This window comes from Paraburkholderia sp. CNPSo 3272 (assembly GCF_024206495.1).
Lineage (GTDB): Bacteria > Pseudomonadota > Gammaproteobacteria > Burkholderiales > Burkholderiaceae > Paraburkholderia.
In genome coordinates this window covers 250,610-273,704 of record NZ_JAMBPQ010000005.1, presented here as the reverse complement: position 1 = coordinate 273,704, position 23,095 = coordinate 250,610, and the positions used below count along the sequence as shown (strand labels likewise).

The 23,095-nt window shown below is 64.2% G+C and carries 21 protein-coding genes; 9 read left to right on the top strand and 12 right to left on the bottom strand.

Annotated features, from left to right (window positions below):
• Positions 1-17: 17 nt before the first annotated feature.
• Entirely contained in the window at positions 18-1,445 is a 1,428-nt protein-coding gene (locus M3I53_RS09115) for a DHA2 family efflux MFS transporter permease subunit (protein WP_254315614.1), read from the bottom strand.
• A 287-nt stretch (positions 1,446-1,732) separates the two neighbouring features.
• Between M3I53_RS09115 and M3I53_RS09110 the strand changes: the two genes are divergently transcribed.
• Positions 1,733-2,758: an aldo/keto reductase gene (locus tag M3I53_RS09110; protein ID WP_254315613.1), complete on the top strand. Its 1,026-nt coding sequence runs from the start codon at positions 1,733-1,735 to the stop codon at positions 2,756-2,758.
• A 27-nt stretch (positions 2,759-2,785) separates the two neighbouring features.
• On the opposite strand, the gene M3I53_RS09105 is transcribed toward M3I53_RS09110, so the two are convergent.
• The 7 genes from M3I53_RS09105 to M3I53_RS09075 all read right to left on the bottom strand — a co-directional run bounded on the left by M3I53_RS09105 (position 2,786) and on the right by M3I53_RS09075 (position 9,822).
• On the bottom strand, positions 2,786-2,962 hold the full coding sequence (locus M3I53_RS09105) for a hypothetical protein (RefSeq protein ID WP_154677984.1): 177 nt from the start codon (positions 2,960-2,962) through the stop codon (positions 2,786-2,788).
• A 565-nt stretch (positions 2,963-3,527) separates the two neighbouring features.
• Positions 3,528-4,229: a carbonic anhydrase gene (locus M3I53_RS09100; RefSeq protein WP_254315612.1), complete on the bottom strand. Its 702-nt coding sequence runs from the start codon at positions 4,227-4,229 to the stop codon at positions 3,528-3,530.
• Between the two features lie 337 nt (positions 4,230-4,566).
• A complete protein-coding gene (locus tag M3I53_RS09095; RefSeq protein WP_254315611.1) occupies positions 4,567-5,400 on the bottom strand; it encodes an ABC transporter ATP-binding protein in 834 nt (277 codons plus the stop codon).
• Positions 5,401-5,438: 38 nt separating this feature from the next.
• Entirely contained in the window at positions 5,439-6,272 is an 834-nt protein-coding gene (locus tag M3I53_RS09090) for an ABC transporter permease (protein ID WP_254315610.1), read from the bottom strand.
• Positions 6,273-6,325: 53 nt separating this feature from the next.
• Positions 6,326-7,189, bottom strand: a complete 864-nt coding sequence (locus tag M3I53_RS09085) for an ABC transporter permease (RefSeq protein WP_254315609.1) — start codon at positions 7,187-7,189, stop codon at positions 6,326-6,328.
• Between the two features lie 21 nt (positions 7,190-7,210).
• Entirely contained in the window at positions 7,211-8,287 is a 1,077-nt protein-coding gene (locus M3I53_RS09080; protein ID WP_254315608.1) for an ABC transporter substrate-binding protein, read from the bottom strand.
• Between the two features lie 287 nt (positions 8,288-8,574).
• The gene (locus M3I53_RS09075) at positions 8,575-9,822 is read right to left on the bottom strand and encodes an MFS transporter (protein WP_254315607.1); all 1,248 of its coding nucleotides are present in this window, start codon (positions 9,820-9,822) and stop codon (positions 8,575-8,577) included.
• 106 nt (positions 9,823-9,928) lie between these two features.
• Here M3I53_RS09075 and M3I53_RS09070 point away from each other — a divergent pair, with 106 nt between their 5' ends.
• Positions 9,929-10,810 carry a LysR substrate-binding domain-containing protein gene (locus M3I53_RS09070; RefSeq protein WP_254315606.1) on the top strand — a complete coding sequence of 294 codons (882 nt, stop codon included), beginning with the start codon at positions 9,929-9,931 and terminating at the stop codon, positions 10,808-10,810.
• 192 nt (positions 10,811-11,002) lie between these two features.
• On the opposite strand, the gene M3I53_RS09065 is transcribed toward M3I53_RS09070, so the two are convergent.
• Positions 11,003-11,299, bottom strand: coding sequence for a hypothetical protein (locus tag M3I53_RS09065; protein WP_254315605.1), 297 nt, complete (start codon positions 11,297-11,299; stop codon positions 11,003-11,005).
• Here M3I53_RS09065 and M3I53_RS09060 point away from each other — a divergent pair.
• The gene (locus tag M3I53_RS09060) at positions 11,298-11,696 is read left to right on the top strand and encodes a BON domain-containing protein (RefSeq protein ID WP_254315604.1); all 399 of its coding nucleotides are present in this window, start codon (positions 11,298-11,300) and stop codon (positions 11,694-11,696) included. The two genes, M3I53_RS09065 and M3I53_RS09060, sit on opposite strands and share 2 nt — an antisense overlap.
• A gap of 176 nt (positions 11,697-11,872) precedes the next feature.
• Here the strand turns inward: M3I53_RS09060 and M3I53_RS09055 are convergent, their stop codons facing one another.
• A complete protein-coding gene (locus M3I53_RS09055; protein ID WP_254315603.1) occupies positions 11,873-12,826 on the bottom strand; it encodes a LysR family transcriptional regulator in 954 nt (317 codons plus the stop codon).
• A 343-nt stretch (positions 12,827-13,169) separates the two neighbouring features.
• Here M3I53_RS09055 and M3I53_RS09050 point away from each other — a divergent pair, with 343 nt between their 5' ends.
• A complete protein-coding gene (locus M3I53_RS09050; protein WP_254315602.1) occupies positions 13,170-14,696 on the top strand; it encodes a CoA-acylating methylmalonate-semialdehyde dehydrogenase in 1,527 nt (508 codons plus the stop codon).
• A gap of 52 nt (positions 14,697-14,748) precedes the next feature.
• Complete coding sequence (gene mmsB, locus M3I53_RS09045; protein WP_254315601.1) at positions 14,749-15,639, top strand: 3-hydroxyisobutyrate dehydrogenase; 891 nt, start codon at positions 14,749-14,751, stop codon at positions 15,637-15,639.
• 61 nt (positions 15,640-15,700) lie between these two features.
• Here mmsB and M3I53_RS09040 read toward each other — a convergent pair whose 3' ends face one another.
• The gene (locus M3I53_RS09040) at positions 15,701-16,756 is read right to left on the bottom strand and encodes a phytoene/squalene synthase family protein (protein ID WP_254315600.1); all 1,056 of its coding nucleotides are present in this window, start codon (positions 16,754-16,756) and stop codon (positions 15,701-15,703) included.
• A 71-nt stretch (positions 16,757-16,827) separates the two neighbouring features.
• On the opposite strand from M3I53_RS09040, the gene M3I53_RS09035 reads away from it, so the two are divergent.
• The 3 genes from M3I53_RS09035 to bamA all read left to right on the top strand — a co-directional run bounded on the left by M3I53_RS09035 (position 16,828) and on the right by bamA (position 20,654).
• Positions 16,828-17,628 (top strand): hypothetical protein, encoded by an 801-nt coding sequence (locus M3I53_RS09035; RefSeq protein ID WP_254315599.1) that lies wholly within the window; start codon positions 16,828-16,830, stop codon positions 17,626-17,628.
• A gap of 175 nt (positions 17,629-17,803) precedes the next feature.
• A complete protein-coding gene (locus tag M3I53_RS09030; RefSeq protein ID WP_254315598.1) occupies positions 17,804-18,202 on the top strand; it encodes a hypothetical protein in 399 nt (132 codons plus the stop codon).
• Positions 18,203-18,338: 136 nt separating this feature from the next.
• Entirely contained in the window at positions 18,339-20,654 is a 2,316-nt protein-coding gene (bamA, locus tag M3I53_RS09025; RefSeq protein WP_254315597.1) for an outer membrane protein assembly factor BamA, read from the top strand.
• Between the two features lie 139 nt (positions 20,655-20,793).
• Here bamA and M3I53_RS09020 read toward each other — a convergent pair whose 3' ends face one another.
• Positions 20,794-21,744, bottom strand: a complete 951-nt coding sequence (locus M3I53_RS09020) for a LysR substrate-binding domain-containing protein (protein WP_254315596.1) — start codon at positions 21,742-21,744, stop codon at positions 20,794-20,796.
• A gap of 121 nt (positions 21,745-21,865) precedes the next feature.
• On the opposite strand from M3I53_RS09020, the gene M3I53_RS09015 reads away from it, so the two are divergent.
• On the top strand, positions 21,866-23,041 hold the full coding sequence (locus tag M3I53_RS09015; RefSeq protein ID WP_254315595.1) for a M20 aminoacylase family protein: 1,176 nt from the start codon (positions 21,866-21,868) through the stop codon (positions 23,039-23,041).
• The last annotated feature ends 54 nt before the right edge of the window (positions 23,042-23,095 follow it).

Sequence of the window (23,095 nt, the reverse complement as noted above, 5' to 3'; positions counted from 1 at the left end):
AGGCGCGCGGCGGGGACCTACGCGCGCTGCCTGCGCGAGCCGCCGCCCACGTTCCTTCCCGCATCGCGCGCCATCTGCGCATAACCCCACACCGAAATCAGCGTGAGCACGCCGGCCGCGAGAAAGGCGAGCCGGAAGTCGTCGAGCGTGAACACATGGCCCGTGGTTTCGCCGTTCAGGTTCGCGGCCACGCGCAGCGCGAGCGCGCCGAATGCAATGCCAAGGCCGATCGTCATCTGCGCCGCGGCGCTCCAGAGCGTGCTGGCCGCGCTCATCTGCGGCTGCGCGACGTCGGCGTAGGCCAGCGTGGCGAGGGTCGAGAACTGCATCGAGCGCGCCATGCCGTAGACGAACACGACGACCAGCACGATGGCGAGCGGCGTGCCGGGCGTGAGCAGGCCGCACGCGATCAACGAGACGCCCGCGACGCTGACGTCGACGACGGAAACGAGCCGGAAGCCCCAGCGCTCGAGAATGCGCGTCGTGAGCGCCTTCATGCCGAGATTGCCGAGCGCGCTCGCGAGCAGCAGCAGGCCGGACTTGAACGCCGAGAGACCGAAGCCGATCTGGAACATCAGCGGCATCAGATACGGCGCCGCGCCGATGCCGATACGCGTGATCGAACCGGTCACGATCGTGACGGAAAAGGTCGGCACTTTCAGCGTGGAAACATCGACGAGCGGGTGCGGATGCCGTTTCGCGTGCACGAACGCGACGACCCCGATCGCGACGCCCGCCGCAACGACCGCCACCGCGCGCCACGGATTCTGGCCCGCCTGGCTTGCGAGTTCCGCGCCGTAAAGGATGGCGGTGAGCGCGGCGCCGCTCAGCACGAGCCCCGCCACGTCGAGCGGCCGGCGCTGTTCGCCGCGCAGATTCGGCACGATGGCGGCGATGGCCGCGAGCACCGCGATGCCGAACGGCACGTTCAGCAGAAAGATCCAGCGCCACGACGCGTACGTCGTGATGAAGCCGCCGATGGGCGGTCCCACCACGGGCGCGGCGATGGCAGGCCAGGTGATCGTCGAGATCGCCTGCATGAGCTTGCTTTTCTCGGTGCTGCGCACGACGATCATGCGCCCGACCGGCACCATCATCGCGCCGCCTATGCCCTGCAGAATACGCGCGGCGACGAACTCGTCGACGTTCTGCGAGATCCCGCACAGCACGGACGCCACCGTGAACGTGACCACGGCGCTGAAGAACACGGTGCGCGCGCCGCAGCGATCAGCCACCCATCCGCTGGCCGGAATGAAGATGGCGAGCGCGAGCATGTAGGCGGTCACGCCAAGACTCAGGCTATTCGGGCCGATGCCGAACGAGCGCGCCATCTGCGGGAGCGCCGTGGCGATCACGGTCGTGTCGAGGTACTCCATGAAGAACGTGGCGGCGACGAGGTACGGCAGCCAGCCGACGCCGGGGGAACGTTGTGCGGGAGCGGTCATTGCGCCTCCACGCGGCAGAGGCGAATCAATCTGGTCCTGGTACGGAGCATGGGCGGGAAGCGGAGTGAGTGCCGATCGGAACAGTGCGGACCGGATAGTGAAGCCGAAAGCCCGCGGTGAAAGGCGACAGTTTCCATCAGGCAAAAGCATCTGTACAGCCGCGCGGGGGTCCGCGGCGCGGCGAGCCGTTCGCCGTGTGACCCGCGCGGCAAGCCCGAATCGAAGCGCGTAGACTCGTCCGCTGTCGGCATCACATCGTCAACCCGTTGATTAATGGAGAGTCGGAAATGGAATACCGTTTTCTGGGTGCGTCCGGAATGAAGGTGCCGGTGCTGAGCTTAGGCACCGGCACGTTCGGCGGCAAAGGCGAGTTCTTCGAGGCCTGGGGCGCAACCGATGTCGCTGAAGCGCGCAAGCTCATCGACATTTGCCTCGACGCCGGCGTGACGATGTTCGACACGGCCGATATCTATTCGAGCGGCGCGTCGGAGTCGGTGCTCGGCGAGGCGCTCAAGGGGCGCCGCGACAAGGCGATCATCTCGACCAAGGCGACCTTCCGCTTCGACGACGAACCCAACAACGTGGGCTCGTCGCGCTTCCATCTGAAGCGCGCGGTCGACGCGGCGCTCAAGCGTCTGCAGACCGACCATATCGACCTGTTCCAGTTGCATGGTTTCGATGCGCGCACACCGGCCGAGGAGGTGCTGTCCACGCTCGACGAACTCGTGCGTGCAGGCAAGATTCTCTACACGGGGGTGTCGAACTTCTCGGGCTGGCACCTGATGAAATCTCTGGCCGTGGCCGATCGCTACGGCTATCCGCGTTATGTCGCGAACCAGACGTACTACTCGCTGATCGGCCGCGACTACGAGTGGGAACTGATGCCGCTCGGGCTCGACCAGGGCGTGGGCGCGGTGGTGTGGAGCCCGCTGGGCTGGGGGCGTTTGACGGGCAAGATCCGGCGCGGCCAGCCGCTGCCGGAGAAGAGCCGTCTGCACAAGACGGCGGAGCAGGGTCCGCCGGTGCCGGACGAGTACCTCTTTCGCGTGCTCGACGCCGTCGACGAGATCGCGCAGGAAACCGGCAAGACCGTGCCGCAAATCGCGCTGAACTGGCTGCTGCAGCGGCCGACGGTCGCGACGGTGCTGATCGGCGCGCGCGACGAGGCACAGTTGCGCCAGAACCTCGGCGCGGTCGGCTGGAACCTTACGCCCGAGCAGGTGGCGAAGCTCGACGCCGCGAGTGCTGTGCGGCCTGTCTACCCCTACTGGCACCAGGAGGGTTTTGCCGAGCGCAATCCGTCACCGGTGTGACGAGGCGCTTCTTCCGGTGAGGCCTTATCAAGCCGCTTCCGTCTGGCGCAGGATCTGGGTCGCGCCCAGATGCAGCGCCAGCGCGAAGAACTCGCGCTCCGCGAGATTGAGCGTCTTCGCGGCGGCCATCGCGCGGTAATGATCTTCCGGGTGCAGGAACAACTTCACTTCGACTTTCGACTGACGGTTCTGCGCAGACTCCATGGATGCTTCTCCTTCGGTAACCGGGCGCTCGGCCCGTGACGGGTGCGAAGCCCATTACCGGGCGTCCATACGCGCAAGGGCGCGCGCCGTTTGCCGCCATGGGAGCGACGGAGTGAAACGGCGATGACGCGGAGTGGGCCTTTCAAGTTCGCCTGCCGCGGCGCGTGCGCGACGGCAGGACACGCGCGCTGAACTAGCGAAGCGTGGGACGGCGCAATGCGCCGGTAGTGCGGTTGAAGCCGGGATGAGACAGGTGATGCGACGGCGGGGGAACGTGCTGCATAGCGACCAACCTCCGGAATTCTTCTTCTTGTGCGACAGGGCGCCGCAGGTAGTACGGCCGAGAGTGTAGTCGGGTTTTGTCCTAGGGTAAACCCCTAATTCGCAAAGAATTATTACGCAGATTGAGAAAATTGCGCGACAAGACCTGAAATGCGCTGTGGACGCACCTCAGTTCATGCGGAATGCATAAGGGGAGAGCGATGGGGCGGCGTGAACCGCCGCCCCGGCGCTGGACTGAACCTGGCAGCCAGCGTGAAGGCGCGGGCGCGTCGGCGCCCGGCCATTATTCCTCGACGCGCTTGCGCAAGCGCGCACGCGCTTCGCCGAGCGACAGGAACTTGCCGTGTGCTTCGTCCAGCACGGTGACCTTGCCGTGGCCGATGTCGTAGACCCAGCCTTGCAGTTCGAGCTGGCCCTGGGCGACGCGCGCCGCCACTGCGGGGTGCGTGCGCAGGTGCGTGAGTTGCAGGCGGACGTTTTCTTCCACGAGCGCCTGAACGACCTGGTCGTCGTCCAGACCGCGGGTCTTGACCACGCTGCGCGCGGCTTCCGCGTTGCGCAGCCACGCGTGCACGGTGGGCATGTCGGCCGTGGCTTCCGCGCCCGAGGCGAGCCCCTTCATCGCGCCGCAATCGGTATGGCCGCACAGCACGATCTGCTTGACGTTGAGCGCGAGCACCGCGAACTCCACGACGGCGGAAACGCCGCCGAGCATTTCGCCATATGCCGGCACGATATTGCCGATGTTGCGGCAAACGAACAGATCACCGGGCTTGGCCTGGGTGATCATTTCCGGCGAGACGCGCGAGTCGGCGCAGGTGATGAAGAGCGTGTGCGGCGCCTGGCTGTGGGCGAGGCTGTGGAACAGCTCCTTGTTGCCCGGGAACACGTGATGAGTGAATTCGTCCACGCCGTCGAGCAGGTGTAACAGATCGCAGCCGCACGAATCGGAGTGATCGTCGTGCGAGTGGGTGTTGTCTGGCATGGATGTTTCTCTCTTGATCATGAATCGACACTATCGAATGGCAACAGCGGGAGTTTACGCTGAGCCGACCCCTTGCGGATCGGAAAACTTCGCGTCACGTTGCCCAGGCCAACCGTTTTCCCGGTGCTCAATCGTCGAACCGGCGAGATATGTCGATAAACCGGCAGAAAAGACCGCTAACTACGGGAAAGCGGGCTGCTGCAAAGGCGCTGACGCGGCGTGCGTTCCGTTCGAAAAGAGATTTTCTCACGCCGGGCGCAATTGGCACAGCCGGGCCGCCGGTGGTGTCGGGATCATGAGGAGGGGTGAGGCGTGACCGGCCAGTCGGTCGGCGCGCCTACCACGCCATGCGCCATTGGCCTGGAGATTGGGCAAGAGTGTCGGGCAACAGCGTGGCGCCGGGCGGTGTCGTGGCGTCGGAGAAGTCGGAGAGAATCTCGTCGCGCAGCCGCACGAAGCGCGAATCCGCTCGATCGCGCGGGCGCGGCAATGCCACGTCGACGATGCGACGAATGCGGCCGGGGCGCGGCGCCATCGTCACGACACGGTCGCCCAGGTAGATCGCCTCGTCGACATCGTGCGTGACGAGGATCATCGTGATGCGTTCGCGCTCCCAGATGCGCAGCAGTTCGTTTTGCAGACGGCTGCGCGTGAGGGCGTCGAGCGCGCCGAAGGGTTCGTCGAGCAGCAGCACGCGCGGGCGATTGACGAGGCCGCGCGCGATCGCCACGCGCTGCGCCATGCCGCCCGAGAGCTGATGCGGATAGGCCCGCTCGAAGCCCGTCAGGCCCACGAGTGCGATGTGCTCGGCCACCGCTGCGCGTTTTTCGCGTGCCGAAAGTGGAGCGTTGCGCAGCGCCGCCAGGATGTTCTGTTCCGCCGTGAGCCAGGGAAACAGCCGATGATCCTGGAATACGATGCCGCGTTCGAGCGAGGTGTCGCCGACACGTTCGCCGCGCATCATGATGGCGCCGCTATAGCCCGCGTCGAGCCCGGCGATCAGGCGTAGCAGCGTGGATTTTCCGCATCCGCTCGCGCCGAGCACGCTCACGAATTCGCCGGGATGTACATGCAGCGTCACGTCGTCGAGCACGACGAGCGTGGACTCGCCCGCGCCATAGCGCTTGCTCACGTGCAGAATGTCGAGTCCGGCGGGTTCAGTGGCGTTCATCGGTTTCTCTCCCAGATTGTATTGATTGGTAGTCCGGATCATTGGACGCTGATGTGCAACCGCGCCAGCACCGTTCGCTCCACGCGCCGTGCGAGCGCATTGAGCGCCCAACCAACCGCGCCCACGACGACGATGCCGAACAGCACGAGGTCCATGCGGAACTGCTCGCTGCCGTCGATCAGTAGATTGCCGATGCCGCTGCCAGCAACGAGCAGATACTCCGCGCCGAGCGTGGCCAGCCACGAATAGATGAGCGCGAGATAGAGGCCTGTAAAAATAGAGGGCATCGCGGCCGGCAACAGGACGTAGCAGACAAGCTGCAGGCGCGAATAGCGCAATGCCTGCGCGAGTTCGACGTATTGGCGCGGCACGGCGTGAATGCCGTCGCACGTATGGGCGGCAACCGGGAGCAGCGCCGCGAGCGAAAGGAAGACCACCTTGGCAGCGTCGCCGAGCCCGAACCATACGGAAATGAGCGGAATCCACGCGAACAGGGAGATCTGCTTGAAGGTGTCGAAGCTCGGCCCAACGACGCGTGCGGCGATGCGCGAAAGACCCAGCGCGCCGCCCAGCAGGAACCCCGCCGTTGCGCCGATGGCAAAGCCGCAGGCCTCGCGGGCAAGCGAGGCCGAAAGCGCGCGGAACAACGCGCCGCTTTCGATCTGTTCGTAAGCGGTGCGAATCACATCGCCGGGACTTACGAGCAAGCCGCTTTTCACTAGATGCGAGGCGCTCAAGGCCCACCATAGCGCGATAGCGACGAGCGGCAGGGCAGCGCCCCGCAAATCGATAGTGCGGCGCGGCCTCGCTTCGGTGGCCGCGTCACAAGCGCAATCGGGACGCGCGGATGCTCTTGCAAACGATATCTTCATGGCGATTTTCCCTTGTCCTCAATGGCGGTAGCCAGGCATCGTCAGCGTCAGCGTCAGCCGCGAAACGCCGAAGGCGTGCCGCGCCGCAAACGTCGCTCGAGCACATCGAGCAGACGATTGATGACGAGTCCGACCGCCCCCACCACGATCACTGACGCCATCACGAGATCGAGCTGAAAGAGCTGGCGTCCATACACGATCAGATAGCCGAGCCCTTCCGAGGACGCCACGAGTTCGACGACGACAAGCGCGAGCCACGCCTTAGTGAAGGCCAGGCGCACGCCGGTTGCGAGCGTCGGAACCGCCGCGGGCAGCACGAGGCGTACGATGCGTTGCCAGCGGGTGTAGGCGAACACGCGCGCGACTTCATCGAGTTCGGCGGGTGTTTGCCGAAAGCCCTGCATGGTGCTGAGCGTAACGGGCACGAGCGCAGCATGAGCGATCAGCAAATACTTGAGCGGCTCGCCGACGCCGACGAGCAACAGCAGGAACGGCAGCCAGCCGAGCACGGGAATCTGCACGATCGCGTTGAAGCTGGACAGCACCCACGCTTCGAGCGTGCGAGAGAGCCCGAGCGCGCCGCCGATCACGAAGCCGAGCACGGTGCCGGCTGCGAAGCCCAGCAGCACGCGTTGCAGGCTGATCAGCGTATTGCGCGCGAGTTCGCCGCTCTGGGCGAGGTCGACGAAGGTTTCATAAACGCGCTGCGGCGCAGGCAGGATTTGCGGCGCGATCCAGCCACGCGCGCAGCCGACGCTCCATAGCAAATAAAGCATCGCAGGCAGCAGCCAGGGCGCGAGCTGCCACGCGCAAGCGCGCAGTACGCTGCGCCAGCGCACGTGCGCGCTTGTCGTGTGGATACGTGGTGCTGCTGCACGCGGCGTGTCCGAGGCAATCGTGATCGCGGTTTCCGTCATGATGCGGCTCCTCTCGCGTGCTCAGCCCAGCGGCTTGCCGGCAGCGTCGTAGCGGGTCCAGTAGTGTTCGAGCTTTTGCTCGCGCAGCGCGTTGTCGAGATAGCGCGGCTCGAACCACGAATCGACCTCGACGGGCTGGCGAATCAGTTTCAGGCGCAGCGCATCCTGCGCAACGGCTTTGTAGCGCGCCACGATGAACGGATCGATCAGCGGCGAATTGCGGTACCTCAGCGGCTGGTCGCCGAATTCGGCTTGCCAGGACGAATAGCTCACGCCGCTCTTCGCCCAGCGTTTGAAGAGCGCGTCCCGGTTTGCTTCATCGGACGACCATTGCGCCGCTTTCACGAAGACATTCACCACGCGTTGCACGATGTCGGGGTGCGCCTTCTCGAAGCCGTCGAGCACGAGCAAATGCGCCTGGCGCGTCAATTGCGGGCCGTCATGCTGCGATTCGTAGACGATGCGAACGAGCCCCTGATCGCGAAGCCGGTAAAGGTGATAGTCGTTCACCGAGGCGTCGATGCCTTTCGATGCGAGCGCCGCGAGAGAACTTGCGTTGTCGAGGTTGATCACCCGTAGCGCGCGCTCGTCGAGCTGGTTCTCCGCGAGCGCGTTGTCGGCCACGAGTTGCAGATTCGTGCCGCGAAAAATGGCGACGCGCCGGTCCTTGAGGTCCTTGATCGATTTGATGTCGGAATCGGCAGGCACACCCACCTTCACACCGGAGCGCACGCCCGACTCCAGCAGGATGCGGGTCTTCAGACCATTGGCGCGCGCGAGCACCGAGGGCAGGTCGCCTTGATACGCGAAGTCGAGTGCATTGTTGGCAATAGCCTCGTTCACTGCGGGGCCCGCACCCTTGAAGAAGAGCCATTCGACCTTGATGCCGTCGGCGGCGAATTCCTTTTCGAGCAACTGCTGGCCCTGCACCGTGGCAGCGGTCGAACCGCCGAAAGTGGGCGGGTCGCCCGCGCCCTGCTGCGCGACGCCGATGCGGATCACGGCTGGCTTCTCGGCCGCGGCATGCAGCGAGATGAACGAAAGCGCGGCATAAATCAGAAACTGCGGCAAGTACTGCAGAACGCGATGTGAACGCATGGGCAGGTCGGATCCAGGTGACGAAACGGGGTGCGCGGACCGGCGAGCTTGCGTCGCCGTCGTTGCCGTTGGGTCATTCTTTTCCGGGTATGCCGATCAGGACAACCAATGAATCGAGATTTGCATTTCTCGACAAAGGCGCTGTGTTTTATGGGGAAGATGAACGGCACGGCGCGTTCATGATAGGGGAGCGGCGCCCGCGCCGAAGGAAGAAATCGTGCTATCGATGTGAGCAGGAACGCAAAGCGGCACCGCGCCCGGCGCGGTGCGGTGGGCGAAAACGCGCCTTAATGGGTTTCGACCGCCTGGCGCGGCGCAGCGGCACGCCGTGACGGCATGAAGTACCACACGGCGCAGAGCGCTTGCAGCCCGACGAGGACAGTCCACACGGTCTGATGCGCGACTGCCGGGTAGTGGCCGTCGAGCGCGGGCCAGTGTGCGAGCGCGGCGCCGATCGCGATCTGCAGAAGGAAGATGCCGATGAAGATGACGAGCGTGAACGTGGTATTCACGCGGCCGATCAGGCGCGGCGGGAAATATTCCGCGAGCACGGCATACGTGAGGATGCCGGTGCCGCCGAACGAGCCGTAAGCCGCCCAGAGTAGGGACGCGGGAAGCGGCACACGCGCGGCGAGTAAGGCTTGCACGAGCACGAACACAAGCATCGTGACGCCGGAAAAGAGCTGGACGCTCACGCCGCGCCTCTCGAAGCTGCGTGCGAGCGCGCCAAAGCCGATGTTGCCGACAATGAATGCGCCGCCCAGCACGGAAACGAGCGAGGCCGCGCGCGCACCGGCATCGGCGGTGCCGGCCGGTACGACGTCGCGCAGAAACGCGCCGACCCACAGCGACTGCATGGCGTAGAACACGGCCTGGGTGAGGCCCGAGAACGTCGCGGTCTTCCAGAATGCATGGCTGCACAGGATGTGCGCGGTGCCCTTGAACTGTTCGAGCACGCTCGCCTGATGGTGGGTGTCGCGCGTGCGCGGCCCGCCAGTCCAGATGATGGCGGCCACGAGTACGGTGAGCGCCGCCAGTCCGAGGCTCACCGCGCGCCAAGGTGCGATCGAGAGCAGCCACGAGAGCGGGGCCCCCACGGCTACGCCGCCCAGGCCGCCCACGGCCATCACGAGGCCGTTCACGAGCGTGAGCTGCGCGACGGGAAAGTGCTGCGCCGTGGCCTTGAACGCGCCGCCGAGGCACACCGACACGCCCACGCCGATCAGCAGCCGGCCCACCATCATCGCGGCCATGTTGTGCGAGATGCCGAAAATCAAAGCGCCTGCCGCCGCCACGAGCATGACGCAGGCGGTGACGCGGCGCGGGCCGTAATGGTCGAGCAGCACGCCGCCCGGAATCTGCGCGCCCGCGAAGCCGAGGAAATAAAGGCTCGTGAGCGTGCCAAGATCGGTCGCCGTGAAGCCCATTTCACGCGAGAGAAACGGCGCGAAGCCGAGATTGACGCCGCGAAACAGGTACGAAATGAAGTAGCCGAGCGCGAATACGGCAAGGACGCGCAGTCTGAGTGAGGTCATGTTGGGGGTGAAAGCGGATTCAATGCCTGGCTGTCGATTATTGGCGATTGCCGTGTGTGAGGCCAGCGAGAGATTTCAGACGGCATTGTGAGTAGAATTTGACGTCATGGCCCGACCTCTCCCTCCTTTGCAGGCGCTGCGCGCCCTTGAAGCCGCTGCGCGGCGGCGCAGTTTCAGCCGTGCCGCGGAAGAATTGCATTTGACGCACAGCGCCGTGAGTCATCATCTGCGCGCGCTCGAAACAGAACTGGGCGTCGAGCTTTTCCGCCGCGCGGGCAGCCGCATGATCCCCACGGCGGCGGGCGCACAACTGGCCGAGCGCGTGCGCCGCAGTCTCGACGACCTGCGCGGTGCGCTCGACGCCACGCGCCCCGGCGTGAGCGGCGTCACGCGGCTGGAACTGAGCGTGATGTCCGATTTTGCCTCCGTCTGGCTGATTCCGCGCCTGGGTGACTTCTACGACCGCCATCCCATGGTCGACCTCTCGCTGCGCATGCACGCCGATGTGACGCCGCCCGACCCCTATCCCTTCGACATCGGCATCTGGCATCGGCGGGTCGACGAGCCCGGCTTCCAGATCCGCAAGCTGCTGGACGACCAGGTCGTTGCGGTGTGCAGTCCGGCCTTGCTCGCACGCCATCCCGACTTTCGCATGGAAGATCTCGCGAGCATGCCGCTGCTGCGTTTTTCGCGCCGTTCGTGGCGCGACTTCTTCGAAGCCGCGGGCGTGGCCGGCGACGAACCGGAGCGCGGACCGGTGTTCGACGACGCGGGCCTGCTGCTGCAGGCAACGGTGGCCGGGCAAGGAGTGGCTACGGCACGTCTGCAGCTCGCGCGCGGATTCATCGACCGCGGCGAGCTGGTGCAGTTGGGACAGGTCCGCATCCCGGCCTCGCTCGACTATTACTTCACGTGGCGCGAAGGGCATCCGCGCGAGGCGGCGATCCAGCAGTTCTATCGATGGATAAAGGCGCAATTGGCCAATTGATGCCGGCCGGCCTCTCGTATTTCGCAATGGGTGTTCGGGTTAACCGCTGTCCGTATTGTCAACGCTGTTTGTGTGATGCGCGTTGCTGTTTGAATAAAGCGGCTCAATCCCGCTCTGGATTACGCGATTAGTCATTGTATTCATATCGCATGCACCAGGTCGGATCATGGCTGAAGGCATCGCACCGAACGTTTAATAACGGCAGCGAAACGCCGGTAAATGAGCCGTAGTGCTGGCGCGTGAAGCGATTGAATTGCGCTCTTGCACCATGACTTCACTATTTGGACAATCAACTGTATTCGTCTGCGGAAAGCGGCAGGAAGTGTGGCGCGGAATCACAGATTTAGGCGCGCTTCGTGTCAAGAATGAAATAGTTGCGGTATTGTTACTCCCCATCGCCGTTAGGCGCGTGAATGTTTCGTAGTCAATGGTGTAGTTAACGGCCCATTCCTGGGCCAGCAATAAGACTGACAACAGGAGAAACTGCATGAAGGCTATTCAGATGTTCAAGCTTGCCGCGGCCACGGCACTCGTGGCGGCCTCGTTCCAGGTCTACGCGCAGGACGCTTCGGCACCGGCAGCCGCAGAAGCCCCTACCAGCGGTCCGACGGCCTCAGCCCAGCACAACGTCAATCAATCGAAGGCAGCATTGCGCCAGGCACGCGCTGCGAACCGTGCGCTCGGCCGTAAGGTCCGCGCGGCGCTCGCACGCGACCGGAACATCAGCGTTTCTAACATCACCGTGCGTGCGAAAGACGGCGCTGTCATTCTGCAGGGCACCGTGCCCGAGCAGTCGCAGATCCAGCGCGCTGGCGATGTTGCCAAGGGCGTCGAAGGCGTGACGTCGGTGCGCAACGCGCTGACCATCCGCCCGGTTGGGACCTGAGCATCGGCTAGCCGGCGCGCGCCCATCGCCCTTCGAGGTGCGGGCGGCGACGCCGGAGCGGTTGTCTTTCGCGTTCTTGCTGAAGGCCGCACATGCAGTCCCACTCGTGGACTGCATGTGCGGCTTTCTTATTGCCTGGCAAACTGTGAAGCTCAATGCTGCAAAGCGCGTTGCACTCACGGTTCGACGTAATGCATTTCCGGCGATTCGCCCATCAGCAGCGGGCGATTCGCGTCGGCAGCCGCGCGCAGATAATCCCAGAGCGACGTGATGCGCCGCAGCTTGCGCAGGTCGTCGCGACTACACAACCAGAAGCGCCGCGTCACCACGACTTCGTCGGGCAGGATCGGCACGAGGCGCGGGTCGGGCTCGGCCATGAAGCAAGGCAGGATGGCAAGCGCGCTGCCCTGCAGCGCAGCATGGTATTGCGCGATCACGCTGGTGCTGCACAGATTCGCGGTCACGTTCGGGGCCGTGCGTTCGAGGTAGAGCAGCTCGTGGCTGAACGCCAGATCGGCGACATAGCTGATGAAGGCGTGATTGCGCAGGTCGGCGGGCGTGCGTATGCGGGCGTGGCGCTCGAGATACGCCGGCGTGCCGTACAGGCGCAGCCGGTAGTCGCATAGCTTCGTGTAGACGTACTGTCCGCGCTCGGGGCGCTCCAGCATGATCGCAAGGTCGGCCTCGCGCTTTGAAAGACTCACGAAATGCGGCACCGGCAACAGGTCGATCGACATGTCGGGATGCTGGCCCGTGAAGCGCGCCAACTGCGGTGCAAGAAAGAAGCAGCCGAAACCCTCCGTCGAACCCACGCGCACATGGCCCGACAGCGACTGCGCGCCGATCGCGAACTGCTCGCTGGCCGATTGCACCGTGGTTTCCACGGCATCCGCGTAGGCCAGCAGGCGCTGGCCTTCGGCCGTCAGCACGAAGCCGCCCGAACGCGATTTATCGAACAGGACGGTGCCTAGCGCTGCCTCCAGCTCACGCACCCGGCGTGCAACCGTGGTGTGGTCGACGCCCAGGCGCTTCGCGGCGCCGCTCGCACGTTGCGTGCGCGCGACTTCCAGGAAGTAGCGCAGATCGTCCCAGTTCAGTGTCTCCATGCTGCTCGTTGTGTTTTTTTGCATATCGGATGGGCTTTTTCATCTCTATGCCGTGGATATTCGAATAACTATACTCGTTGAACAACGCGACTGAAACAGCTACGGTCGCCCGACAACAAGGATGGAGACAGACGATGCAATTGCAGTGTTCCCCGCGCGGGCGCCTCAGGCATGCACACAGGCGCGCCCGTGTTCAGCAGGACTCTCCTTTACCTCGCCCAGCTCCATTCCCGGCACGCTCGACATGACCGCACGCATTTGCACTGCGTGCTTGCGCGCGTGCTGCGATTGAAAATTCGCTGGTTCCGCACCTTTCGCTATATCCGGCCACGGCCGGCCCGTTCGAATCCATCAGGGAGAGTTCACGATGAACGCAGTGACCCAGGCATCCAACGCGCAAGTTTCGACCGTCAAGCTGCTCATCGACGGCGAGTTCGTCGAATCGAAAACGAAGGAATGGCGCGACATCGTCAATCCGGCCACGCAGGAAGTGCTCGCGCGCGTGCCGTTCGCGACCGTCGAGGAAGTGGATCGGGCCGTTAAGGCCGCACACGCCGCGTTCGCCACGTGGAAGAACACGCCGCTCGGCGCGCGCTTGCGCATCATGCTCAAGCTGCAGGCCTTGATTCGTGAGCATATGCCGCGCATCGCGCAGACGCTCACCGCCGAGCAGGGCAAGACGCTGCCCGATGCCGAGGGCGACATTTTCCGCGGCCTCGAAGTGGTCGAGCACGCCTGCTCGATCGGCACGCTGCAGCAAGGCGGTTTCGCCGAGAACGTGGCGGGCGGCGTGGACACCTATACGCTGCAGCAGCCGCTAGGCGTGTGCGCCGGCATCACGCCGTTCAACTTCCCCGCGATGATTCCGCTGTGGATGTTCCCGATGGCGATCGTTTGCGGCAATACGTTCGTGCTCAAGCCTTCGGAGCAGGACCCGCTCTCGACCATGCAGCTCGTCGAGCTCGCCATCGAAGCGGGTATTCCGCAAGGCGTGCTCAACGTCGTGCACGGCGGCAAGGAAGTCGTCGATGCGATCTGCACGCACGAACTCGTGAAGGCGATTTCGTTCGTCGGCTCGACGGCCGTGGGCACGCATGTGTACCGTCTGGGCAGCGAACACGGCAAGCGCGTGCAGTCGATGATGGGCGCGAAGAATCACGCTGTCGTGCTGCCCGATGCGAATCGCGAGCAGGCGCTCAATGCGCTGGTCGGCGCGGCGTTCGGCGCGGCCGGTCAGCGCTGCATGGCGACTTCGGTGGCCGTGTTCGTGGGCGCCGCGCAACAATGGGTAGACGAGCTGGTGGAAAAGGCGAAGACGCTCAAGGTCAATGCGGGCCATGAGGCGAAGACCGACGTCGGACCGGTCGTTTCGCGCACCGCCAAAGCGCGCATTCTCGGCCTGATCGACTCGGGCGTGAAGCAGGGCGCAACGCTCGCGCTGGATGGCCGCGACGTGGAGGTGCCCGGCTACGAGAGCGGCAACTTCGTCGGCCCCACGGTGTTCACGAACGTGAAGACCGATATGGACATCTACACGAACGAGATCTTCGGTCCGGTGCTCGTGGTGCTCACGGCCAGGACGCTCGATGAAGCGATCGCCATCGTCAACGCGAATCCGTTCGGCAACGGCGTGGGCCTCTTCACGCAGAGCGGCGCGGCGGCGCGCAAGTTCCAGAGCGAGATCGACATTGGCCAGGTCGGCATCAACATTCCGATTCCGGTGCCGGTGCCGTATTTCAGCTTCACGGGTTCGCGCGGCTCGAAGCTCGGCGACCTGGGACCTTACGGCAAGCAGGTCGTGCAGTTCTACACGCAGACCAAGACGGTCACCGCGCGCTGGTTCGACGACGCGACCGTGAGCGACGGCGTAAACACGACGATCAGCCTGCGCTGATGCGCCGCCGCGGCATAACCATGGAGTACTGAACAATAACGGAGAACGGCTCATGAAAATCGGATTTGTCGGGCTGGGCCACATGGGCGCGCCGATGGCGCTCAACCTGCTCAAGGCCGGACACGCGGTGACGGTGTTCGACCTGAGCACGAGCGCGATGCAAACGCTCGCCGAAGCCGGCGCGCAGAAGGCCGTATCGGCGAAGGCGGCGGCCAGCGGCGCGGAGTGGGTCATCACGATGCTGCCCGCCGCGGCGCACGTGCGCAGCGTGCTCACTGCGGAGGACGGCGTGCTGGCGGGCATTGGGAAGGGCGTGACGATCATCGATTCGAGCACGATCGATCCCGCGAGCGTCAAGGAGTTCGCGAAGCTGGCCGAGGCGCAGGGTAACGCGTTTGTCGATGCGCCGGTGTCGGGCGGCACGGGCGGCGCGGCGGCGGGCACGCTCACCTTCATGGTGGGCGGCAGCGCCGCGCACTACGAGAGCGTGAAGCCGGTGCTCTCGGGCATGGGCAAGAACATCGTCCATTGCGGCGAGACGGGCACGGGGCAGGTGGCGAAGATCTGCAACAACCTCGTGCTTGGCATCACGATGGCCGGCGTGGCCGAAGCGATGGCGCTGGGCGAGGCGCTCGGCATCGACCCGAAAGTGCTCGGCGGCATCATGAACACGTCCACGGGGCGCTGCTGGAGTTCGGATACGTACAACCCGTATCCGGGCGTGATCGAGACGGCGCCTTCTTCGCGCGGCTACACGGGCGGCTTCGGCACGGACCTCATGCTCAAGGATATGGGCCTCGCCACTGACGCGGCCAAGGGCGTGCATCAGCCTGCGTACATGGGGGCGCTTGCGCAGCAGCTCTATCAGGCGATGAGCAGCAACGGCGACGGCAAGCTCGACTTCTCGGCGATCATCAAGCTGTATCGCGCAGAGAAAAGTTGAGGCGTGTTGTTTCGAGTCACGAAAGGCGCGCTGCGAAGCGCGCTTTTTTCAACCATATTTATTAGGCCTTGATACGCGCCTCGACACGCGCGAAGAGCCGCTTGAACCAGACACCGAGCAACGCATTCGACGGCGCGAGCGCGGTGGAACAGGCAAGAATGCGATAGACATCGTTGCGCGTGACTTTCGAGCTCTTCGCGGGATCGAGCCAGTCGTCGTTGTCGACGAGGCGTTCGAGTGTTTCGAGGCCGATGAGAATGGGCCACAGGCATGCGAGCCGCAGGCGCACCGAAAGGCGCGGCAGCGCGAACGCATAGTCGATGGCCGCGCGGAAATGATCGAGCGCGATACGCACGAGTTCGAGCATGAGCGGCCGTGCGCGCGCCGAGGCGCCGGGCTGCAGCAGGTCCTGCGCGGTGAGCCCCGCCTGGGCCAGCATCGAAGTGGGCAGATAGCAGCGGCCAATACGCAGATCCTTGCCGCAGTCCCGCAGCACGTTCACCATCTGCAAAGCCTTGCCGAAGCGGATGCCGCGCGTGTACATGGTTTGTTCCAGCGAGGGCGCGAGCGTGCCCGGCAAGTGCATGTAGGTCATCTTCGTCCAGAACTCGCCCACGCAGCCCGCCACGAGATACGTGTAGCGGTCGAGTTCGTCCCACGTGCTGAGCGCGGCCACCTGGCCCGAGCGCTCGTCGGGGAACGTGCGGAGATCGAACTCCATGCCTTCGGTGAGCGTCGTGACGATCCCGCGCACGGCGTTGCGGTCGGCTTGGTCGAGTTGCGCGAGCACGTCGAGCGCGCCGCCCAGCGATTCGAGCAGCAGCTTCTCGTCCGATTGTGTTTGCTGGCCCGCAACCTCGCCCGCGAGATCGGCGAGCAGGGTGTCATGATTCGTCGCGCCGTTCACGCGCTCGCGCAGCGCGAGCAGCAGGGCGAGCCGCCGTTCGGGCGGAATCAGCGCGGTGTCGGCAATGGTGTCGGCGGCGCGCGCGAGCAGATAGGCTTCGCCCACTGGGTCGCGCATGCGGGCGGGCAGCACGCGCATCGTGAGATAGAACGAACGGGAAACGCCTTTGAGCAACGGGCCCAACAGGAAGGCCCGGGTAGTATTCTGCATGTCGGATAGGGGCAGCGGGGGACGGATCGGACGCAGCCGCATTGTATCGTGGACGAAGGAGACAAGGTCCGTTGAAACCCGAACGCGCGTTTTACGACCTCCAGTTGCGCTTTGCGCGCGCGGCGGCGCGCCTCGCTGACATCCCGCTCGCGGCGGCGTTGCTCGACTGCACGAATCTTTATGTGCGCTTCGGCGCGGGGCGCAACTTCGATCGCACGCACCCGCTCTGGGCCGCCTATGTCGATGGTCTCGATGAGCACGCAAGCGTCGTGGAGCAATGTGAGTGGACGTGGCGTTACTTGCAGGACTGCCCAACGCACCAGTCGGCGCCTGCGGTCGCCGTTACGGTTGGCTGCTTCTCTTACGCTCAGGAACCGCATGGGGGGGTGCGCCTGCATTTCAATGCCCGAACCGATAACGGCATGTCGCCGCTCGATTCCCGGCAGCTTGCCGCGCGGCAAGACGAGTTGCGGACGTTGATTGACCAACTGCGCGCGCAATTGCGCGCAAGCGGTCATGCGTCGAGCGACGTGTGCGTCCACGGCACTTCCTGGCTCTACAACGTGCCCGCCTATCGGCGGCTCTTTCCCAGTGCCTACATTGCGAGCGCGCAGCCTGTCGCCCGCCTGCGTGCGCTTTCGCTTTGGGGCCAATTTCTCGGCCGCAACGGCTGCGTGCGCAACGACGCAGCCGCGATGCTACTCGCGCGCATCGAACGCGCAAGTGCCTTCGCCGATCTCTTGTCTTGCTTTCCCTTACAGGCGCTCGCGGTACAGGCGAGCGTCGAGGTGTTTGCCGATAGAAAGCGAACCGGTACGGTTACCAAAGATTTTCGAGGCAACTGTAACAGCGTGCGAGAGAGAGGAGATTGAAAGCCGCTGCATGCACGCAGGGTATTGGCGTTACGCAGAAATGGCTGCGTGCGAAACGACCCGACTCGGTCACCGCACAATATTGATGAAAGTAATCCCTGTAATGCAGAGGTAACGCGCACAGCGCGACCAGCGCACTAGACTCCGCCGATGCTTTTGCAACGGAGCGCTGCACATGTCCTCGTCCCCGGCTCTTGCCATTCATTCCCTGCGCGATTTCGAGCTGACTGCGGACGGCCAGTACCTGATGGTGAACGGCAGTCAGCCGGATAGCGTCGCGCTGCATTGCTCGGTGATGCATGAACTGCTCGCCGCGCTTTCCAATGCGATCGGCCGTTCCGAGCGCATTCGCCACAAGACCGCGAGCGTGAAATTCACCATGCCTTGCGAGGCCTGGGAGATCGGCCGCGAACCGGGCGACGTGCAGCATCTGGTGGTGAGTTTTCGTCTGCCCGGCGGCGCCGAACTGTCGTTCCGTCTGCAGCCTGCGCAAGCCGTGCACATGACCGAGGTGCTCTCGCTCGCAACGGGGCTCGCGAAGATGCGCCTGCCTGGCCGCGCGAGCATGCAATAGGCGTGGCGCGCCGGCCTCGCCTGGCGCACCCGTTGTACACCCCGCATCCGTGAATGCCGGCCGGCGCGTCTCGCGCCGGTTGTGGCGCATTGGCACTTTCACGGCTCCTTCGTTGGCTTCACATTCGACCTCCCGCATGACGGCATCAACTACCACGGCGCGCTATGCACGCGCACTGACTCTCGCCGGCTTCGGCATCGGCGTGACCGCTGCGGCGCACGCCACCGAGCCCTTCGTGGTCCAGGATATCCGCATCGACGGGCTGACGCGCATCGAGCCGGGCACCGTGTTCGCCTATCTGCCGATCAAGCAGGGCGAGACCTTTACCGACGACAAGGCCTCCGACGCCATCCGCGCGCTCTACGCGACGAGCCTGTTCAGCGACGTGCGGATTTTCACGCAGGGCCACACGGTGGTCGTGCAGTTGCAGGAGCGGCCCGCCATCGGCACGATCGACTTCGCAGGCATCAAGGAATTCGATAAGGATAACTTGACGAAGGCGCTCAAGTCGGTCGGACTCTCGCCGGGCCAGAGCTACGACAAGGCGCTCGTCGACAAGGCGGAGCAGGAGCTCAAGCGCCAGTACCTCACGCGCGGCTACTACGCGGCAGAAGTCACGACCACGGTCACGCCGATCGACCGCAACCGCGTCGGGCTGCTGTTCTCCGTGGTCGAAGGGCCGAGCGCGAAGATCCGCCAGATCAATTTCATCGGCAACAGCACGTTCAGCGAGGGCACGCTGCTCGATGAAATGCAGCTCTCCACGCCGAACTGGTTCTCGTGGTACACGAAGAACGACCTGTACTCGAAGGAAAAGCTCACTGGCGACCTCGACAACGTGCGCTCGTACTATCTCGACCGCGGCTATCTGGAGTTCAATATCGATTCGACGCAGGTTTCGCTGTCGCCCGACAAGAAGGACATGTATCTGACGATCGGGATTCACGAGGGCGAGCCCTATACGATCTCGAGCGTGAAGATGGCCGGTAATCTGCTTGACCGCGAGGCGGAGTTGAAGAAACTCGTGGGCATCAAGGCGGGGCAGCGTTTTTCGGCGCAAAAGCTCAAGGACACGACCAAGGCAATCGTCGACAAGCTCGGCGAACACGGCTACGCATTCGCGACCGTGAACGCGCTGCCGGAAATCGACCAGAAGGACCACACGGTTGCGCTTACGCTACAGGTCGATCCGAGCCGACGCGTGTACGTGCGCCGCGTGAATGTCACTGGCAATACCCGCACGCGCGACGAAGTCGTGCGCCGCGAAATGCGCCAGCTCGAAAGCTCGTGGTTCGATTCTAACCGCCTCGCACTCTCGAAGGACCGCATCAACCGTCTTGGCTACTTCACCGATGTGGACGTGACCACGGTGCCGGTGGAAGGCACGCCGGACGAGGTGGACGTGAACGTGAAAGTGACCGAGAAGCCCACCGGCACGCTTTCGCTGGGCCTCGGCTACGGTTCGGGCGAAGGGCCGATCATTTCGGCCGGCATTTCGCAGGACAACGTGTTCGGGTCCGGCAACAGCCTTTCGCTGAACGTGAATACTGCCACGACGTACCGCACGCTCTCGGTCACGCAAGTCGATCCGTATTTCACGGTGGACGGCATCAAACGCATTACCGACGTTTATTACCGCACGACCGAGCCGCTTTACTACTCGAGCACGAACGACACGAGCTTTCGCATCATTTCGTATGGCGCGGACATGAAGTTCGGCATTCCGTTCTCCGAGACCGACATGGTGTATTTCGGCCTCGGCATCGAGCAGGACCGTCTCGACGTCGACGCCAACACGCCACAGACCTATAAGGACTACGTGAACGATTTCGGGCGCGTCTCGAACACGGTGCCGCTCACCGTGGGCTGGTCGCGCGACAACCGCGACAGCGCGCTGGTGCCGAGCCGCGGCTACTATGCGCAGGCCAACGCCGAATACGGTACGCCGGCTGGCACGCAGTACTACAAGGGCGATGCGCAAATGCAGTATTACTACTCATTCGCGCGCGGCTTCGTACTGGGGCTGAACTTCCAGGGCGGCTACGGCAATGGTTTGGGCGGCAAGCCGTATCCGATCTTCAAGAACTACTATGCGGGCGGTATTGGGTCTGTGCGCGGCTATGAGTCCGGCTCGCTCGGGCCGCGCGACACTACGACGAACGATCCTATCGGCGGCTCGAAGATGGTGGTGGGTAATATCGAGTTGACGTTCCCGTTGCCCGGCACGGGTTATGACCGCACGCTGCGTGTATTCACTTTCGTGGATGGCGGTAATGTGTGGGGCACGGAGGGCAGCAGCACTGGGGCGAATGGCTTGCGGTACAGCTATGGCGCCGGGCTTGAATGGATCTCGCCGATCGGGCCGCTCAAGCTTGATCTGGGTTTCCCGATCGTCAAGCACGCAGGTGATCAGTATCAGAAGTTTCAGTTTCAGATTGGGACTTCGTTTTGAGCTTTTTTTGCGGCTTTGGCCTTTCCGTGTTTTCGTGGCGGTATGCATGCGTTGCCCCTGTGCGGGGGCAACGCATGCGCACCGACGCGAGATCAAGGAAAGGCCAAAAAACCCAGAACAAAGACAAAAAAGCAACCAATCAAATCAGCAACTCAAGCGAGTGATAAAGCCGCCTGCGCTCAGGATTAGCCGAAGCCTCCCCCGCATGAATCGCGACCTTGAGGCATTCCAGAAAGCATTCAGCGGCAGCGGAAAGCGGCACACCGCGCCGGGCAACCACGCTCACCACCGTGCGATCCACCTCCTCCTGAAGCGCGAGCGCACGCAAATTGTCGCGCGCAAACCGCGTTTCCACCAGCGGCCACGGAAAGATACTCACCATATCCGTGTTCATGATAAGCCCCATCGCCACCACGAACGAGTGTGCCAGGTGCACATTGTTCGGCATCGGCAGGCCGTGACGCAGGAAGACGTCGTCGGCGATCATCTCCTTGCTGGCCGGGTCCCAGTTGAGCAACCATTCGCAATCCTGAAGTTCTTTCAGCGATTGCGCATGCGAGAGCGGATGGTCCTTGCGCACCACCACGGCCGACTCCGTGGCGAAGATCGGCGTCTGCGTGAATTCTGCATGCAGCGAAGCGGGCCCGGGCTTGCCTAGCGAGAAGTCGAGCGAGCCGTCGCGCAGCCGCGGCATCACGATATTGAGCAGGCCTTCGTAGAACTCCAGCTGCATGCCGGGCATGCGCTCTCGAAACAGCGTGACGGCGTCCGGCAGAAAGGAGAGGGCGAGCCACGGCGTCACGCCGATCGCGAGCTTGCCGCCGCCGCGCCCGCGCCGCGCATCGAGTTCGTCCTGAGCGCGGGACATCTGATGCACGACCAGCCGCGCATGAACGAGCAGCGCCTGGCCCGCTTCCGTGAAGGCGATGCCGTTCGCATTGCGCGTGACGAGCGCGATTTGCTGCTCGGCTTCGAGCTCGCGTACCGCTTTCGTTGCCGCCGCCGGCGAGATGCCAAGCGCGCGCGCGGCCGCACGAATGCTGCCGGTATCGGCCATGGCGACGAGCGCGCGGAACTGGTGGAACTTCATAGGGATAACCCGAGTGCGCACTTCTGGTTGGCGGGCCAACTATTTTAGGGCTGTCGGCCAAAAAGAGACGTCATTATTCTCAAGCGAATTCACACTCATGCTCGCCCTGGAGAGAATTCGTATGAACACGATGGCTATCCCGGCCGCAATCGCCGCGATCGAAGAAGAGATGATCGCGCTGCGCCACGAGATCCACGCGCATCCCGAACTGGGCTTCGAAGAGTTCGTCACGAGCGACCTCGTTGCGCAGCGCCTGACTGAGTGGGGCTACGCGGTGCATCGGGGGCTGGGCGGCACCGGTGTCGTGGGCACGCTCAAGGTGGGCGACGGCAAGCAACGCCTCGGCCTGCGCGCCGACATGGACGCGCTCCCCATCCACGAAAACACCGGCCTCGACTACGCGAGCCGCATTCCGGGCAAGATGCACGCGTGCGGCCACGACGGCCATACGGCCATGCTGCTCGCGGCGGCGAAACATCTCGCGCAGTCGCGCAACTTCAGCGGCACGCTGCACCTCATTTTCCAGCCCGCCGAAGAAGGCCTCGGCGGCGCCAAGCGTATGCTCGACGAAGGCCTTTTCGAGCGTTTTCCGTGCGACGCCGTGTTCGCCATGCACAACATGCCGGGCTTCCCCACGGGCAAGCTCGGCTTTCGCGCGGGGCCGTTCATGGCTTCGTCGGACACGGTCATCATCGACATCGACGGGCGCGGCGGTCATGGCGCGGTGCCGCATAAGGCGATCGACCCGGTGGTGGTGTGCGCCAACGTCGTGCTCGCGCTGCAGACCATCGTGTCGCGCAACGTGCCGCCGCTCGACATGGCGATCGTCACCGTGGGCGCGATCCATTCGGGCGACGCCCCCAACGTGATTCCGCAAACCGCGCAGATGCGCCTCTCGGTGCGCGCGCTGCGCCCCGAAGTGCGCGACCTGCTGCAGGAGCGCATCACCGCGCTCGTGCACGCGCACGCGAGCGCCTACGGCGCGACGGCGCGCATCGACTACCAGCGCCGCTACCCGGTGCTCGTGAACGACGCGGCGATGACCGCGTTCGCGCAGGACGTGGCGCGCGACTGGCTCGGCGAAGGAGGGCTCATTCACGACATGGCGCCACTCACCGGCAGCGAGGACTTCTCGTTCCTGCTCGAGCGCTGCGCGGGCAGCTATCTCATCATCGGCAACGGCGACGGGGAGGGCGGCTGCATGGTGCACAACCCCGGCTACGACTTCAACGACGACTGCCTCGCCACCGGCGCGGCATACTGGGTGCAGCTAGCCGAACGCTTCCTGCGCGGCTGAAGCCCGAAGCCGGCGGCCAAACGCACCACGATACGAGACACGAGACATACGAGG

Excerpts from the sequence above, each read along its gene's own strand:
- M3I53_RS09095 (WP_254315611.1), bottom strand. The coding sequence starts at position 5,400 with ATGAACGCCACTGAACCCGCCGGACTCGACATTCTGCACGTGAGCAAG.
- M3I53_RS09115 (WP_254315614.1), bottom strand. The coding sequence starts at position 1,445 with ATGACCGCTCCCGCACAACGTTCCCCCGGCGTCGGCTGGCTGCCGTAC.
- M3I53_RS09050 (WP_254315602.1), top strand. The coding sequence starts at position 13,170 with ATGAACGCAGTGACCCAGGCATCCAACGCGCAAGTTTCGACCGTCAAG.
- mmsB (WP_254315601.1), top strand. The coding sequence starts at position 14,749 with ATGAAAATCGGATTTGTCGGGCTGGGCCACATGGGCGCGCCGATGGCG.
- M3I53_RS09070 (WP_254315606.1), top strand. The coding sequence starts at position 9,929 with ATGGCCCGACCTCTCCCTCCTTTGCAGGCGCTGCGCGCCCTTGAAGCC.
- M3I53_RS09090 (WP_254315610.1), bottom strand. The coding sequence starts at position 6,272 with ATGAAGATATCGTTTGCAAGAGCATCCGCGCGTCCCGATTGCGCTTGT.
- M3I53_RS09100 (WP_254315612.1), bottom strand. The coding sequence starts at position 4,229 with ATGCCAGACAACACCCACTCGCACGACGATCACTCCGATTCGTGCGGC.
- bamA (WP_254315597.1), top strand. The coding sequence starts at position 18,339 with ATGACGGCATCAACTACCACGGCGCGCTATGCACGCGCACTGACTCTC.
- M3I53_RS09065 (WP_254315605.1), bottom strand. The coding sequence starts at position 11,299 with ATGCAGTTTCTCCTGTTGTCAGTCTTATTGCTGGCCCAGGAATGGGCC.
- M3I53_RS09075 (WP_254315607.1), bottom strand. The coding sequence starts at position 9,822 with ATGACCTCACTCAGACTGCGCGTCCTTGCCGTATTCGCGCTCGGCTAC.
- M3I53_RS09030 (WP_254315598.1), top strand. The coding sequence starts at position 17,804 with ATGTCCTCGTCCCCGGCTCTTGCCATTCATTCCCTGCGCGATTTCGAG.
- M3I53_RS09020 (WP_254315596.1), bottom strand. The coding sequence starts at position 21,744 with ATGAAGTTCCACCAGTTCCGCGCGCTCGTCGCCATGGCCGATACCGGC.
- M3I53_RS09040 (WP_254315600.1), bottom strand. The coding sequence starts at position 16,756 with ATGCAGAATACTACCCGGGCCTTCCTGTTGGGCCCGTTGCTCAAAGGC.
- M3I53_RS09015 (WP_254315595.1), top strand. The coding sequence starts at position 21,866 with ATGAACACGATGGCTATCCCGGCCGCAATCGCCGCGATCGAAGAAGAG.
- M3I53_RS09085 (WP_254315609.1), bottom strand. The coding sequence starts at position 7,189 with ATGACGGAAACCGCGATCACGATTGCCTCGGACACGCCGCGTGCAGCA.
- M3I53_RS09060 (WP_254315604.1), top strand. The coding sequence starts at position 11,298 with ATGAAGGCTATTCAGATGTTCAAGCTTGCCGCGGCCACGGCACTCGTG.
- M3I53_RS09105 (WP_154677984.1), bottom strand. The coding sequence starts at position 2,962 with ATGGAGTCTGCGCAGAACCGTCAGTCGAAAGTCGAAGTGAAGTTGTTC.
- M3I53_RS09110 (WP_254315613.1), top strand. The coding sequence starts at position 1,733 with ATGGAATACCGTTTTCTGGGTGCGTCCGGAATGAAGGTGCCGGTGCTG.
- M3I53_RS09080 (WP_254315608.1), bottom strand. The coding sequence starts at position 8,287 with ATGCGTTCACATCGCGTTCTGCAGTACTTGCCGCAGTTTCTGATTTAT.
- M3I53_RS09055 (WP_254315603.1), bottom strand. The coding sequence starts at position 12,826 with ATGCAAAAAAACACAACGAGCAGCATGGAGACACTGAACTGGGACGAT.